Origin of the sequence: Cobetia amphilecti, assembly GCF_032923285.1 — a bacterium.
In the GTDB taxonomy this organism is placed as follows: domain Bacteria; phylum Pseudomonadota; class Gammaproteobacteria; order Pseudomonadales; family Halomonadaceae; genus Cobetia; species Cobetia amphilecti.
Map to the genome: position 1 here is coordinate 20,685 of NZ_CP136695.1, position 14,788 is coordinate 35,472.

General features: G+C 65.3%; 10 protein-coding genes. 3 read left to right on the forward strand and 7 right to left on the reverse strand.

The annotated features are described in order from the left end of the window. Positions 1-4 precede the first annotated feature (4 nt). Both R1T44_RS00095 and R1T44_RS00100 read right to left on the reverse strand, forming a co-directional pair. Complete coding sequence (locus tag R1T44_RS00095) at positions 5-1,897, reverse strand: MFS transporter (protein WP_317292345.1); 1,893 nt, start codon at positions 1,895-1,897, stop codon at positions 5-7. Then, the gene (locus tag R1T44_RS00100) at positions 1,894-2,538 is read right to left on the reverse strand and encodes a TetR/AcrR family transcriptional regulator (protein WP_043336466.1); all 645 of its coding nucleotides are present in this window, start codon (positions 2,536-2,538) and stop codon (positions 1,894-1,896) included. Before R1T44_RS00100 ends, R1T44_RS00095 begins: the two co-directional genes overlap by 4 nt. 295 nt (positions 2,539-2,833) lie before the next feature. On the opposite strand from R1T44_RS00100, the gene R1T44_RS00105 reads away from it, so the two are divergent. Then, a complete protein-coding gene (locus R1T44_RS00105; RefSeq protein ID WP_317292346.1) occupies positions 2,834-3,544 on the forward strand; it encodes an SOS response-associated peptidase in 711 nt (236 codons plus the stop codon). Positions 3,545-3,684: 140 nt separating this feature from the next. Continuing rightward, positions 3,685-6,669 carry an insulinase family protein gene (locus R1T44_RS00110; RefSeq protein WP_317292347.1) on the forward strand — a complete coding sequence of 995 codons (2,985 nt, stop codon included), beginning with the start codon at positions 3,685-3,687 and terminating at the stop codon, positions 6,667-6,669. Positions 6,670-6,833: 164 nt separating this feature from the next. Here R1T44_RS00110 and sbcB read toward each other — a convergent pair whose 3' ends face one another. From sbcB to minC, 4 genes are all read right to left on the reverse strand, one after another. Beyond that, complete coding sequence (gene sbcB, locus R1T44_RS00115) at positions 6,834-8,309, reverse strand: exodeoxyribonuclease I (RefSeq protein WP_317292348.1); 1,476 nt, start codon at positions 8,307-8,309, stop codon at positions 6,834-6,836. A gap of 166 nt (positions 8,310-8,475) precedes the next feature. Next, positions 8,476-8,736, reverse strand: a complete 261-nt coding sequence (gene minE / locus R1T44_RS00120; RefSeq protein ID WP_043336475.1) for a cell division topological specificity factor MinE — start codon at positions 8,734-8,736, stop codon at positions 8,476-8,478. Then, a complete protein-coding gene (gene minD / locus R1T44_RS00125) occupies positions 8,733-9,551 on the reverse strand; it encodes a septum site-determining protein MinD (protein WP_054557277.1) in 819 nt (272 codons plus the stop codon). Before minD ends, minE begins: the two co-directional genes overlap by 4 nt. 82 nt (positions 9,552-9,633) lie before the next feature. After that, complete coding sequence (gene minC, locus R1T44_RS00130) at positions 9,634-10,392, reverse strand: septum site-determining protein MinC (protein ID WP_317292349.1); 759 nt, start codon at positions 10,390-10,392, stop codon at positions 9,634-9,636. Between the two features lie 525 nt (positions 10,393-10,917). Between minC and R1T44_RS00135 the strand changes: the two genes are divergently transcribed. Beyond that, positions 10,918-13,761, forward strand: a complete 2,844-nt coding sequence (locus R1T44_RS00135; RefSeq protein WP_317292350.1) for a DUF349 domain-containing protein — start codon at positions 10,918-10,920, stop codon at positions 13,759-13,761. A 151-nt stretch (positions 13,762-13,912) separates the two neighbouring features. Here R1T44_RS00135 and phbB read toward each other — a convergent pair whose 3' ends face one another. After that, the gene (phbB, locus tag R1T44_RS00140; RefSeq protein ID WP_043336510.1) at positions 13,913-14,659 is read right to left on the reverse strand and encodes an acetoacetyl-CoA reductase; all 747 of its coding nucleotides are present in this window, start codon (positions 14,657-14,659) and stop codon (positions 13,913-13,915) included. Positions 14,660-14,788 lie beyond the last annotated feature (129 nt).

Genomic DNA, 14,788 nt, shown 5'->3' on the forward strand with positions numbered 1-14,788 from the left:
GGGGCTAGCGGGAGCGCGCCAGGCGTGTCGCCTTGCGATGCAGATCACGCACCGCCTCTTCGAGCTCCACCGCCTTGGTGCCGACAGGGTCGAAGGTACGCCCGACACACAGCTCTACCCGCCCGCGCAGGCGCCGCGGAAACTTGGCGAAGGCAGGCCCGCCGCCGTGGGAGAACCAGGAGCCCCACAGACCGCCCAGCGCCATCGGAATCACCGGCACCGGGTCACGCGCCAGAATCAACTCCAGCCCGCGCCGGAAGCGACCGACCTCACCGTCGCGCGTCAGCTTGCCCTCGGGGAAGATCATCACGACCTCTCCCTCGCGCAGCGCCTTGCCGACTTCCTCCAGCGAGCGGCGCACCCCTGCCGGGTCCTTGCGTGAAGAATCCACCGGAATCGCCCCGGCGATGCGGAAGAACCACTTCAGCCACGGCGAGTGATATATCTCGGCATCCATCAGGAAACGCAGCGGGCGCGGACTGGCCCCGCCCAGAATCAGCGCATCCATGAAGCTGACGTGATTGCACACCACCAGCGCCGCCCCTTCCGCCGGTATCCGCCAGCGCCCCTTGAGGTGCAGGCGATACATCAGGTGGATGAGGATGAAGATATTGAGGCGCAGGAAGGGCCGCGGGTCACGCAGCATGCAGACCACCGCGATCAGCCCGCTGATCAGGGACAGCAGCAGCAGGAAGTCCGGAATATCTCGCCCCATCACGCCCAGCACCAGAATGCCGGCACCGGCCGACAGCACCATCAGCAGGGCATTGAGCACGTTGTTGGCGGCGATCATGCGCGCGCGGTGATCTTCAGGACTGCGAATCTGCAGCAGGGTATAAAGCGGCACGATATAGAGGCCGCCGCCGAAGCCGATGACACCGAGATCCAGCCACATGCGCCAGAAACCGGCGATGCCCAGCAGCTCGATCAGCGGTGTGGCCATCTGCGCCTCGGCCAGTGCCGGGCGCAGGGCAAGATCCAGCCCGCCAGCGAAGATGATCAGCGCGCCGAAGGGCACCAGCCCCGTCTCGAGACGCCCGCGCGAGACACGCTCACAGGCCAGCGACCCCAGCCCGATACCGATGGCAAAGGCCGCCAGCAAGGCAGAGGTCGCCCCTTCGGCCCCATGCACGATATCGCGCGCATAGGCCGGCAATTGCGTCAGATAGCTGGCGCCGAGGAACCAGAAGGCACTGATGCCCAGTAGAGCCCAGCGAAGCCGGCGATTACTCAGCCCTTCACGCATCACCGCGATGCTGCCGGAGAGCGGACGCCACGGCACGGGGCCGGGCGAAGCGGAGGGTGCCGACGGAATCTTGCCGGCCGCCATCACGCCCAGCAGGGAAAGCGAGACCAGCGACGCGGAGAGCGCCCAGCGTGCCAGCTCGCCGCCCAGCGCCATCAAGGCCGCGGCGGCAAGGGTACCGATCAGGATGGCGAGGAAGGTGCCCAGCTCGACCCAGGCATTGCCGCTGACCAGCTCATCCGGATTGAGGTGCTGGGGCAGGATGGCGTACTTGACCGGGCCGAAGAGTGCCGACTGGGTGCCCATCATGAACAGCAGCGCCAGCAGCAACTCCCAGGCCTCGAAGATCAAGGCGCCGGCCGCCACGCTCATGGTGGCCAGCTCCAGCCACTTGAGTCGCACGATCAGGCGCTGCTTGTCGAGGCGGTCAGCCAACAGGCCGCCCCAGGCGGAGAACAGCAGAAAAGGCAGGATGAACAGACCGGCCGCCAGATTGTTGACGATGCCGGTGTCCCAGCCCCGCTGCTCGATGACCACGAAGGTCATCAGCAGCAGCAAGGCGTTCTTGAACAGGTTGTCATTGAAGGCCCCGAGGGCCTGGGTCCAGAAGAAAGGCGCAAAACGGGGTCGCCGGAGCAGTTCTCGACTCATTTGCCAGCTTCCGTGGCATCCCCCGCACACGCAGCCTCGCTGCGTACCTTGAGCCCCGCCAACATGGTGTCCAGCAACTGATCGAGCAGCTCCGTCACTTCCAGTGGCTGCCCCTGCCAGAGTCCCAGACGCTCGTTCATGCCCAGCTGCACCAGACCGTGCACGCTACCCCACAGCGTGCGCGCCATGCGCTTGGCCTCGACGGACTCGACGCGTGGGGCGTACTCGACCAAGGCCCCCTCCACACGTTCGAACAGCCCTTCGATCATCGCGTTCTGACGCTGGTCCAGCTCCCCTTCCTGCGCAAGCGGGAAGTCGAACAGCAGCTGCCAACGGTAAGGGTCGCGCTGGGCGAAGCCCCAGTAGGCGCGCGCCAGTGCCTTGAGGCGCTCCGAAGGACTCGGCGTCTCCTGTCCGGCTATCGCATCGCGCAGCCTGTCCAGCGTCGCCAGATTGACGTGCTGGAGCAGGTTGCCGAAGCTGCCATAAAGCTTGAGCAGGGTGCTGGGCGCACAACCGACTTCGCGAGCCAGGTTGCGCAGAGACAGGGCGTGAACGGGCTGCTCTTTGAGCCATTCATCGCAGGTCTCCATTACCCGCGCATGCAGCGCTTCCGGTGCATGCTGACGTGGACGGGCCATCGAATTCCTCTGATGCTTGAGATGCGTTACCGCGTAGCGAATCTGACGCGGTGTGTGTTCGGACAGCACGGGTGGGCAAAGGGTTGCGACGCCTTGCGGGCATCTCTTGGAGCACCCCGTATCGGTCATTGAATCGAACAGTGTTTCCGTCCAGCATATCGAGACTGAGCACAAACGCAAGCACCACCAAGGTGTGGCATGCTGGCATCCGTGGCGTGCAGCGCGATCCACACCCCATCTCAGGCAGCAGCTGCCGCTGCATGTTCCCTTCGCCTCATCGCCTCAAAGGATTCTCGTGGCCGGTCGTCTGTATATCCCCCCCTACCCCGCTGACCTGCCCCCCGACGAACTGTTCGGGTCGCTGGCGACTCCCGCGCTCGAACGCCAGTTGCGCAGCGAACTGCTGGTCAGTGCCAATCGCGCCCCGCGCATGCCCGCCTCGATGCTGCGACTGGAAGGCCCCCGCCTGCGCCTGGTGCCGGCACTCTGGGGCCTGACTCCCAGCTGGCTGGAGATCATGAACCACGCCCCGCACGTGGCGCGGGCAGAGTCGCTGGAAACGCGACGCATGTTCCGCGAGTCGTTCATCAGCCAGCGGGCACTGATCCCCGTCGGCGGTGTCTATGTGTGGAAGGAACAACCGCGCATGAAGCAGCCGTTTCTGGTCACGCACCCGACCCGCGCCCCGCTGTTGCTGGCCGCCCTGTGGACGCGCCACTTCAGCGCCCCCCTGATGGAGGGGCTGCCCCCCGAGGGTCGCGACAGCTTCGCGCTGATCAGTGTCGAGTGTGCCGGGGTCACGTCACGCCTGACCGATCGCATGCCCGCCGTGATCGCGCCGCATCAGGTACGCGACTGGCTGAATGCCGAGACGCCGCTGGAGACGGTACGCAGCATGCTGACGCCGAACGCCAGCCTGGCCGCCTTCCCGGTCGCACGCCTCGTCAACGACCCCGAGCATCAGGAGTGGAGCGTCGCGCACCCCACCGGCCCGATGCTGACCTGAATCCGCCTGCGCCGACGGCACGTATCGAGGATGGCGGCACTGCATCGCTCTACCGCCTCGCGCGCATGTTCGCCCAATGAGAACCATCACCGAGTCAGCGCCACCTGCCCGAGCAGCGGTGGCGTGAATCAGGAGAGAAGATGTCACTGCCTTCAGGATTTCGCCCTCTTGCACTGAGCACGGCCATTGCCGCCATCGTCATGAGTGGCCTGGCGCCGGCCATCAGCCATGCCGACACCCGCCCGGCTTCTGTGCCCGCGTCGTCCCTCGCGCCGGCCGCCAACTCCGCCTCAAGCACGGCGCCCGCCAGGGCCGAGCAGGCCAGTCCCGTCATCAAGAGCGAGAACGACCAGCGACTCTATCGCAGCCTGACCCTCGACAACGGCCTCAGGGTCCTGCTGGTCAGTGATGCCAAGGCCGACAAGGCCGCCGCCGCCGTCGATGTCGAAGTCGGCAGCGCCCAGGACCCCGACGATGTCCCGGGGCTGGCACACTTCCTGGAGCACATGCTGTTCCTCGGCACCGATCGCTATCCGAAGCCGGATGCCTACCAGGACTTCATCACCAAGCATGGCGGCCAGCACAACGCCTTCACCGCCAGCCAGGACACCAACTACTTCTTCGACATCGACCCGGATGCCTTCGATGAAGCGCTGCCGCGCTTTGCACGCTTCTTCGTCGCGCCGCAGTTCAATGCCGACTACGTGGATCGCGAGCGCCATGCGGTCAATTCCGAGTATCAGGCGCGCCTGCAGGACGATGGCCGCCGTATCTACGAGGCTGTCGAAGCGGCCCTCAACCCGGAACACCCCTTCAACCGCTTCAGTGTCGGCAGCCTCGAGACCCTCAAGGACACCGAGGCCGGCAGCCTGCGCCAGCGTCTGGTCGACTTCTATCAGGCCCACTACGGCGCCAACGTGATGCGCCTGTCACTGGTCGGGCCGCAGTCATTGGAAACGCTCGAACAGCTGGCCCGTGACAACTTCAGTGATGTGCCCGACCGTGGACTGTCGCGCCCCGAGATCACCACGCCCCTGGCCAGCGGTGACGAGCTGCCGGCACGCCTTGAGGTCAAGGCGCTCAAGCAGGAGCGCAAGCTGTCGTTCATGTTCCCCATCGACGACCCGATTGCCCACTACCGCTCACAGCCGGTCAGCTACCTGGCCAACCTGATCGGTCATGAGGGCGAAGGCAGTCTGCTCGCGGTGCTAAAGGACAAGGGCTGGGCAGATGGCCTCTCGGCCGGCGGTGGCCTCAGTGATGGCGAGCATGCCCTGCTCAGCGTCGACATCAGCCTGACCCCGGAAGGCGCGCAGCATCAGGCGGAGATCCGTGCCGCGCTGTTCGACTACCTGGCGCTGATCCGTGATGAGGGCATCAACGACTGGCGCTATACCGAACAGGCGCAGCTGGGCGAGCAGAGCTTCCGCTTCCAGCAGCGCAGCTCGCCGGTCAATCTGGCCAGCAATCTGGCGATGATGATGACGCGCTATCCGATCGAGGACGTGCTTGCGGCGCCCTACCTGATGCAGGACTTCGATCCGGACCTGATCGAGGACACCCTCGCTCGCCTGACACCCGACAACCTGCTGGAGGTCTACTCCGGCCCGCAGGTGGAGGGGGATCAACAGGGCGAGTGGTTCAAGGCGCCCTACACCCTGACGCGTCTGACGGCGGATGCCGCTGCTCAGACCGCCGGCGGCGACACCCTGACCAGCCAGCTGGCGCTGCCCAGTCCCAACCCCTATCTGGCCAAGGACTTCCGCGTACTCGACCTGCCCGACGCCAAGCCGAGCCAGTTGATCGATGAGCCCGGTGCCGAGCTCTGGTATCAGGGCGATGCAAGCTTCGGCGTGCCGAAGGCCGAATGGCGCTTCGGTCTGCTCAATCCCGACGTCAGTCGCTCGGTGGATGACCAGGCCATGAGTCAGGTGCTGGCGGCATGGCTGAATGACAGCCTCAACGCGCGTCTGTATCCGGCGCGTCTGGCCGGGCAGGATGCGCTGGTCTATGCCCATGGGCGTGGCATCACGCTGCAGTTCAGTGGCTGGCGCGATGGTCAGCAGCCGGAAATGCGCGAAGTGCTCGACCAGCTGGTGAATGGCGAGATGGCCCCCGCCACCCTGGAGCGCATCACTCAACGCCTGCGTCGCAGCCTGCAGAACCGCGTTCAGGCACCGCTCTACACGCGCCTGGGTCGCAGCCTCAGTGAAACGCTGGTCGGCCTGCCGAGCACCGCCGAGCAACAACTGGCGGCCCTGGACAAGATCGACGCCCAGTCACTGGACAGCTTCCGCAAGCGCTTCCTTGCCAAGCTGCACGTGCAGGCGATGGTGACCGGCAATCTGACCGCCGACCAGGCCCGCGAGACCGGCCAGCTGGTGATCAACGGGCTTGCGCCGCGCATCACGCGCGAGGCGGTGCCAGACCTGGAAGTGCGTCAGGTCACCCAGCACATGGTACTGCGCCCGGACAGCACACGCGGCGATGCCGGTGCCCTGCGCTACCTGCAGGGCAAGGACCGTACGCTGCAGACCCAGGCCCGCATCGCGGTGCTGGGTCAGCTGCTCGAAGCGCCCTTCTACAGCCAGCTGCGCACCGAGGAGCAACTCGGCTACATCGTCTCCGCACGCTATTCGCCCATGCTGGATGCGCCGGGGCTGAGCCTGCTGGTGCAGTCGCCATCCAAGGACAGCAAGACGCTGTTTTCGCGCATGGATGCCTTCCTCACCCGCTTCGACAGCCGCGTGCAGTCGCTGGATGAGGCCGCGCTTGCCAGCTACCGCGACGCCGTCGTCGACAGCCTGACCCAGAAGCCCCGCAAGCTGTCAGAGCTGGCAGCGCGCAACTGGAGCGAGCTGAGCTTCGGCTGGACAGGCTTTGACCGTCGCCAGCAACTGGTCGCGGCCGTCGAGCAGGTCAGCGCGCAGGATATCCGCGCCATCTGGCAGCAGCTGAATGCCTCCAGCGCGCTGGAACTGGCCTTCGACCCCGGCACGCCCAGTGATTTCGACCAGCGCCTCACGGAACTGGACCTGCCGCCGCTGCCCGAGGCGCCGCGCGCCGAGACAGGCGCGACCCTGGCGGCACCCTCTGCCGAGGCCAGCGGCAATGCCCAGCATTGAGTCTCGCCGGCCCGCCAGCGGCTTGGCGGGCAAACAAGGCACCGGCCCTCACCGGACGGGCGCCTGAAACGACAAGACCCCGACGCGGTGCAGTTCAATAACCGCGTCGGGGTCTTGTTCATTCATGCCTTGCCGGCAAGCACAGCGGGCCGGCTAGCCCGTCATCAGCCGAAGGCCTGCGGCGGCATGATGCCTTCCACGTACATCGCCAGTTCTTCGAGAATCTGCACGCGGTCCGGGTCCTGCTCGCTCTGGGCCAGACGCTGGATCTCGCTGACGAAGCCCTTCACGGTCAGGCTCGCGACCTGCTCATCGTTCATGCGCTCCCAGCGCCACTGCTCCCAGCGTTCGCGCTCGGCGGAGTTGAGCGTGTAGCCGTAGCTGCGCGCACGATAGCGGAACAGCATCTCCTCGAGCCGACCATCCTGGAAGGCGAACGGCGTATCATCCAGCGCCTCGGGATGAGTGGCACGCACGCGCTCCATCTCCTTGCGGTCCGCGGGCGAGAAGAAGCCACCGGAATAGAGCATCAGGTCCGGATCGGCCGGGCCGGCCGACGGCGCCTCGGCGAATACCTGCGCCACCTTCACGCCGACACCGGCGTTGTCCTTCAGCCACTTCCAGTGCACGCGACACTGGGCGGGGTCGATCTTGAAGCGCGCGGCGATCTCGCCGTACTCGCCCTCATGCGGCCCGGACACATCCTTGAGCGCATTGGCCGGCAGCAGCACCGGGCTCTTGTTGAGATGGATGACCTTGAGCGGAATCCGCTCCTCGCCTTCCGCGAGGTCATCGGCACTGGCGAAGACACGGGCACGAATCTCTTCCGGTGACAGCTCCATCAACGGCGCCGGGTCGACCGAGAGGTCATAGACGATCACGCCATTGGCATTCGAAGGATGCTCCGCCAGCGGCACCACCAGCGCGCCGCAGGCCCGCGAGGCCGGATAGCGACGCGAGATGTGCAGCATCGGCTTGCGTGCGCCGATATCCAGCAGGCTGGCGACATGGCGCTTGTTGCGCAGCTTGAGCAGATAATCGAACAGCCGTGCATTGCGCGACTTGAGCAGGCGTGCCAGCGCGATGGTGGCGCGCACGTCCACCAGCGCGTCATGCGCGCCGGCGTGCTCGATGCCATTGGCCGCCGTCAGGTGCTCCAGACGGAAGCTGGGCGCACCATCTTCACGCTTGGGCCATTCGATGCCTTCCGGGCGCAGGGCATGGAAGGCGCGCACGACATCGATCAGGTCCCAGCGCGAATTGCCGTTCTGCCACTCACGTCCGTAGGGGTCGAGGAAGTTGCGGTAGAACAGATGACGGCTGACTTCATCATCGAAGCGCAGGCTGTTGTAGCCCAGCGTGCAGGTCCCCGGCACGCTCATCTCGTCATTGATGCGCCCGGCGAACTCGGCCTCGGGGATGCCGCGACGCTCGGCCTGCTGCGGGGTGATGCCGGTGATCAGACACGCCATCGGCTGGGGCAGGAAGTCATCGGCCGGCTTGCAATAGAGGGTCAGCGGCTCGCCGATCTCATTGAAGTCAGCATCGGTACGGATGGCCGCGAACTGCGAAGGACGATCACGGCGCGGGTCGGCGCCGAAGGTCTCGTAGTCGTGCCACAGGAAGGTGGGCTCTGCCACAGGATGTCTCCACGCGGGCGGTCGAAAAATGAACGTGCCAGAGCACCGTCTCCAGCAAGGCTGGCACGGTGCTCTGGCAGGCAATGGGCATGGGCTGGGTCGGGACGTCGCAGGCGCTGCCCGCTCGGCAACGCCTCAGGTGGCAAGCACCCGGCGCCCCGCGAACTCAGGCCTCGCCGGGGCGCGGCAGAGTGACGTTGAGTTCCAGCACCGAGCAGTCGTCTTCGCGGTCCAGCGAGATGTTGATGGCATCTTGGTCGACCTGCACATACTTGCGAATCACCTCGAGCAGCTCACGCTCCAGCATCGGCATGTAATCCGGCTGGTCACGCTGGCTACGCTGGTGCGCGACGATGATCTGCAGCCGCTCCTTGGCGACATTGGCGGTCTTCTTGCGCTCTCGCTTCAGAAAATCCAGTAATTTCACTTGCGCCCCCCTCCAAACATTCTGGCCAGCAGACCGCGCTTCTCGACTTCATGGAAACGCAGCTGCACTTCCTCGCCCAACAGGCGGGACACGCAATCCACGTACGCCTGGCCGGCATCGCTCTTCTGGTCATGCGTGACCGGCACGCCCTGGTTGGACGCGCGCAGCACGGCGTCGGATTCCGGAATCAGGCCGATCAGCGGGATCGACAGGATTTCCTGGATATCGGTCAGGTTGAGCATGTCACCGCCGGTGACGCGCGCCGGATGGTAACGGGTGATCAGCAGGTGTTCACGCACCGGGGTGTCGCCATTCTCGGCGCGGCGCGTCTTGGAAGACAGCAGGCCGATGATGCGGTCGGAGTCACGTACCGAGCTGACTTCCGGGTTGGTCACCACCACGGCCTCGTCAGCGAAGTACATCGCCAGCTGGGCACCGCGCTCGATACCGGCCGGCGAGTCACAGATGACGTAATCGAACTCCTCGCGCAGCGCGTCGAGCACCTTCTCGACGCCTTCCAGCGTCAGCGCGTCCTTGTCACGGGTCTGGGAGGCCGGGAGGATGTGCAGGTTGTCGATGCGCTTGTCGCGGATCAGGGCCTGCTTGAGATTGGCTTCGCCCTGGATGACGTTGACCAGGTCATAGACCACACGGCGCTCGCAGCCCATGATCAGGTCCAGGTTACGCAGGCCCACATCGAAATCGATCACTACGGTCTTGTTGCCGCGCAAAGCCAGTCCGGTGGCAATGGCGGCGGCGCTGGTCGTCTTGCCGACTCCGCCCTTGCCTGACGTCACTACGATAATCTTGGCCAAAGGTATCTTCCTTGCTGAGAGTCCCTCGCCGAGCGAGGATCACCTGTAAATATTGGATATCGTTCAGAACACAGTGCTGGGGTCAGCCGAGTCGTGCGATACAGAGTTGGTCGTGTTCAAGCACGACTTCGACATTGGCACCCAGCAGGCGATTGTCGATGTCATCGAGTCGCTTGTAGGTTCCGGCCACCGAGAGCAGCTCGGCGTGCAGTTCCTTGCAGTAGATGCTGGCGTTGCGATCGCCATGGATACCCGCCAGCGCGCGACCACGCAGAGCGCCATAGATATGCACGCTGCCGGCGGCCAGGATCTCGGCGCCGGCATTCACCGCGCCGATGATGACCAGATCGCCCTCCGGTGCGCTGACCTGCTGGCCCGAGCGCACCGTGCCGCGATACACCTTGCTGGCGTGGGCTGGCTCCGCTTTCTCGGCCGCGCTGTCCGCGACCGTCCCGGCAGGCTCGGCGACCGGTTCAGCAGCCACCGGCGGCACGGACTCGAGGGAGCGCCCGCGATTCTCCTGCGGCGGGAACCACCCCAGCCCCAACGCCCAGGCGGACTGACGCACCGGGTCTCCACCGCCACGCACCGCGACCGGCAGCAGCTTGTGCCCTCGGCAGACGGCACAGATGCGCTCCAGCGCCAGATGCGGCTCGTCGAGCTTCTCGACGCTCAGCACCACCGGCGTATGTTGAAAGAAGGCCGGCGACTGGCTGAGCTTGCTGGCCAGCTGAGCACGGATCTGCTCCGGATCACCGCTGACCAGCTCCATGACCGTCATCGGCAGCATGCCGCCCTTGAAGGTGAAGGCCTGAGGGGCCCTGTCCGTACTGAGACTCATGACCTGACTCCGGTTGCGTAAGGAGTGTCGAAGCCCTCCGACACTCTTGATGATGCACGTGCTGTTCACGGCATCCTCAAGGCGACCCTCGATGGGAAAGGCCACCTGAATAACATAGCTCGCCGTCGCACACGGCACAGCGACTGCTTGATAGATGCCGAGCATGAATGACAGACACTGAATGGCATAGCGGTAACGTACAAAACTATGTGAGCGAACACAGTGCTGCAACTGATGATACGGCCAGCAGAAGGCACTGTCAGGTGTCGCGAGCCTACGACGTGGCTCCCTTGCCGACCTGTCACCCGCCGCCGGTCGCCCTGCACGCCGCCGCGCGCGTGCAATAAGGCACATCGATCGACATGCGATACCACACAACGGGGGGCTGTGACTGGTAAGATAGCGGGGTGACGAAATTCATGCGCCGTCACTCCGCCCACTCCGTCGTGCCCACCCGATTGCACCCGCCGAGTGTGCGGCCAATTGTTGCGCCCCTCTATTTTTTGCCTGGATAACCGCTCTCTCATGACCGGACTGCTCTCCCGCCTCACTGGCCGCCTGTTCACTCCTCGCTGGCAACACGCCAACCCTGCCATTCGCTCCGCTGCCACTGACCAGCTTGATCCGGAGATTCCAGACCAGCGCAAGATCCTGGAGACCCTGATTCTCGAAGATGACGCCCTGGAAGTGCGCCATGCCGCCCTGACGCGCATGCAATCTCCCGAGCGTCTGCTGCCGCTGCTCGACCGCGCCGATGGCCTGGTACGCGAGCGCCTGATCGAACTGTTGAGCGGCGGCCAGGATGCGCCCTCACTGTTGAGCCGTGAACAGCTGGTCGAGCGCTTGGACGATAGCGAACTGCTGTCCGCCGTGGCGTCCCGCGGCGACAACCAGCAACTGCGTCTGACCGCACTGAGCCGTCTGGAAGATGAAGAGGCGCTGATCCATCAGGCCTGCCACAACACCATCGCCGCCGTGCGCCATGCCGCTGCCGCCCGCATCACCAGCCAGGCCGGCCTCGAGCGCCTGGTGCGCGATGCCAAGCGTGACCGCCACGTGCAGCGTCAGGCGCGCGACACCCTCGCCCAGCGCCGTGCCGATGCTCAGCAGGCCGACGCGCTGGCCGCCAGCCGCGACAATCTGCTGCGCCAGATGGAGAAGCTGCCGCGTCAGGCGTGGGAAGACAGCGTGCCCTCGCGTTACCGCTCGCTGCTGCGCGAGTGGGAGCGTCTGCCGGCCGCGGACTACGAGATTCAACAGCGCTTCGAAGAGGCGCGCCAGCAGGCGCACAAGGTCATCAGCGACCATGAGGCCCGCGAGGAAGCCATTCGCGCCCATGAGCGCCTGAGCGCCAACCTCAATACGCACCTGGAAGAGATTCTCAGCGCCGTGGATCAGGCGCGGGAAGACCTCTACAGCCGCGACTGCGTCAATGACCACGACTTCGCCAGCCTGCAGGCCCAGCGCCGTCTGCAGGGAGAGCGCTGGCGCGAGTTGACCGACCAGTTCTCGGCCCCGGCCGAACTGCTCGAACGTCAGCAGCGCCTGCAACAGCAGCTGCAGGATGCCCTCGATGCCTGGCATCGCCATCAGCTGTGCCAGGGCGAGCTGGATGCCGCGCTGGTCGACAATGACATCGACCAGCTGCGTCGTCTAGAAAGCGAAGTGGCCTGGCCTGCGGGTCTGCCGCAGACCGCCAGCCTGAGTGCGGTGCGTCAGGCGATCAGCGCGGCGCAGCCGGAAGAGCCGGAAGAGGCAGCGCAGGAGCAGGACTCGCTCGATGGCAGCCCAGCACAAGACGCCGAGTCAGCTGACGCCTCCCGCGCGGCCGACGGCAAGGCGAGCCTGGATCTGGACGCACTGGATGCCGAACTGGCACGCCTGGAAGCGGATCTCGATGCCGGCAAGCTCAAGCCGGCCAGCCGCCTGCATCGCTCACTGCGCGATCGTACCGAAGGCCAGCTCGACAATGCCCGCCAGACCCGCCTGCGCCAGCTGGGCGCGCGGGTCGCGGAACTCCGTGACTGGCAGAACTTCGTCGCGGCGCCCAAGCGCGAGCAGCTGCTCGAGGCCATCACCACCCTGAGCGAGCGCGATGACATCAGCGATGAGCAGCGCGACCGCCAGCACCAGCAGCTGATTCAGCAATGGCGCGAGCTGGGTGATGCGGCCGCCAGCCGCGATGCCAGCCAGGCGTTCCGCACCGCCTCTGACGCCATCAAGCTGCGCCTGCGGGATTACCGCGAATCGCGCAAGCAGCTGCGTGAACACAATCTGGCCATGCGCGAAGCGCTCTGTGAGCAGCTCGAATCGCTCAACGGCCACGCCATGGACGATGCCGACCCCGACTCCCTGCGCCAGATCCGTGATCGCGCCCGTGAGGAATGGCGTCGCCACACGCCGGTGCCCGCAGGTCCCGGTCGCCAGCTGTCGCACCGCTTCGGCGAGGCACTGACGGCACTGCAGGGGCTGATCGACAGCCGCGCGGGCCAGATCGCCGCCGCCAAGCAGGCACTGGTCGACGCCGTCGAGGCGCTGGCCAATGAGGACTCGCCGGCACGCGCACGCGCCGAGCAGGCCAAGGCACTGCAGAGTCGCTGGCGCGAGATGGGCCGCGCGCCCAAGGGCGAAGAGCAACGCCTGTGGGCCGCCTTCCGCGCGGCGTGTGACCGTATCTTCGCTGCACGCGATCAGGACCGCGAAGACCGCGACAGCCGCGAGCAGGCACGCCTGGATCAGTGGCAGGCGCTGATCGAACGCCTCGACAGCTGGGAGCCGGAGACACTGGAAGACGCCGCCCTGCTCGATGACGCCCTGAAGGAAGCCGACACCCTTGGCCCGCTGCCGCGCGGCAAGCGGGGCGACGGCATGCGTCGTCGCTGGACCGGCATTCTCAAGCGTCGTGAGCAGCGTCTGGATGAACTGCACGCCCTGCAGCTGCGCGAGGAATGGCAGCAATGGCGTGATCTGCTCGAACAGCACGCCGTGGCGGATGCCAGCGCGCGCAACGGCGACGTGCAGGATGTCGAGCTGCCGAACACCTCGGCCTTCGACGACAACAGCCGTCAGGCCAATGCGGCGCGCAACCAGATGCGCCAGGCCCTGCCGAGCAACTGCAGCGCCGCCAACGAGCGCCTGGCCGAGCTGCGTGTCCACCTGGCCATTCTGTTCGAGGCCCCGCTGGGCAGCGAAGATGAATCACGCCGCCTGACAGTGCAGGTCGCGCGCATCAACCAGCAGCTGGGTGAGCGCATGGAGCGTGAAGAAGAGCTGGATGAGGTGCTGGATGCGCTGCTCGCCAACGGTCCGCTGGACTGGGACGCCTGGCAGACCGAACTGCCGCGCTTCGATGCGCTGTTCAATCACTGAGCCAGTGCTCTTGAGCTGGTGACGACGCGCTCGCAAGACTGAAGTCATGGCAACGAAAAGCCCCCGTCTCGATAGAGACGGGGGCTTTTTCATTCTCTCGCCAGGCGGGGCCGGGTGCCAACCCTGCTCTGGCTCGCGCTAGCGCAGAGCATCAGCCCATGAACTGGCCGCCATTGATATCCAGGTTGGCACCGGTGATGAAGCCGGATTTCTCGTCGGCCAGGAAGGCGACCGCACGTGCGATCTCGTCCGGCTGACCATAACGCTTGACCGGGATGGTCTCGCGGATCGATTCACGGATCTCTTCGGGGATCTTCATGATCATGTCGGTGGCGATGTAGCCCGGTGACAGGGTGTTGACGGTAATGCCCTTGGTCGCGGTTTCCTGCGCCAGCGCCATGGTCAGACCATGCATGCCCGCCTTGGCGGCCGAGTAGTTGACCTGCCCGAACTGGCCCTTGCGGCCATTGATGGAGGAGATGTTCACGATGCGGCCGTACTTGTGCTCCAGCATGTCATTGATGACGGCACGGCAGGTGTTGAAGACGCTGTCGAGGTTGCAGTTGATGACTTCGCGCCACTGCTCATAGCTCATCTTGCGCATGGAGGTATCACGCGTGATGCCGGCGCAGTTGACCAGAACCGCGATCGGGCCGAAGCGCTCGCGGATTTCGTTGACGCCTGCCTGACAGGCTTCGAAGTTGTCCAGCTCGATGCCGGACAGTGCGATGTTCTCGAACCCGGCAGCGCGCTGTTCCGACAGCCACCCCTCTGCCTTTTCCTTGTTCCTGTAACCCGCAATTACCTGATACCCCTGGTTCGCCAGCTCGCGGCAGATAGCGGAACCAATGCCACCGGTACCACCGGTAACCCATGCGACGGGTGCTGTTTGTGTCATCTTATTGTGTCTCCCTAATCCTGGAACGTCCTGTGTCCTTGGCTTGGGCACAGCTTGGCGAATCTGCGGACACCCCCGCCCTGAGAAAACGAGAATGCCTGCAACGACAACAATGACCCGCGCCTCTAA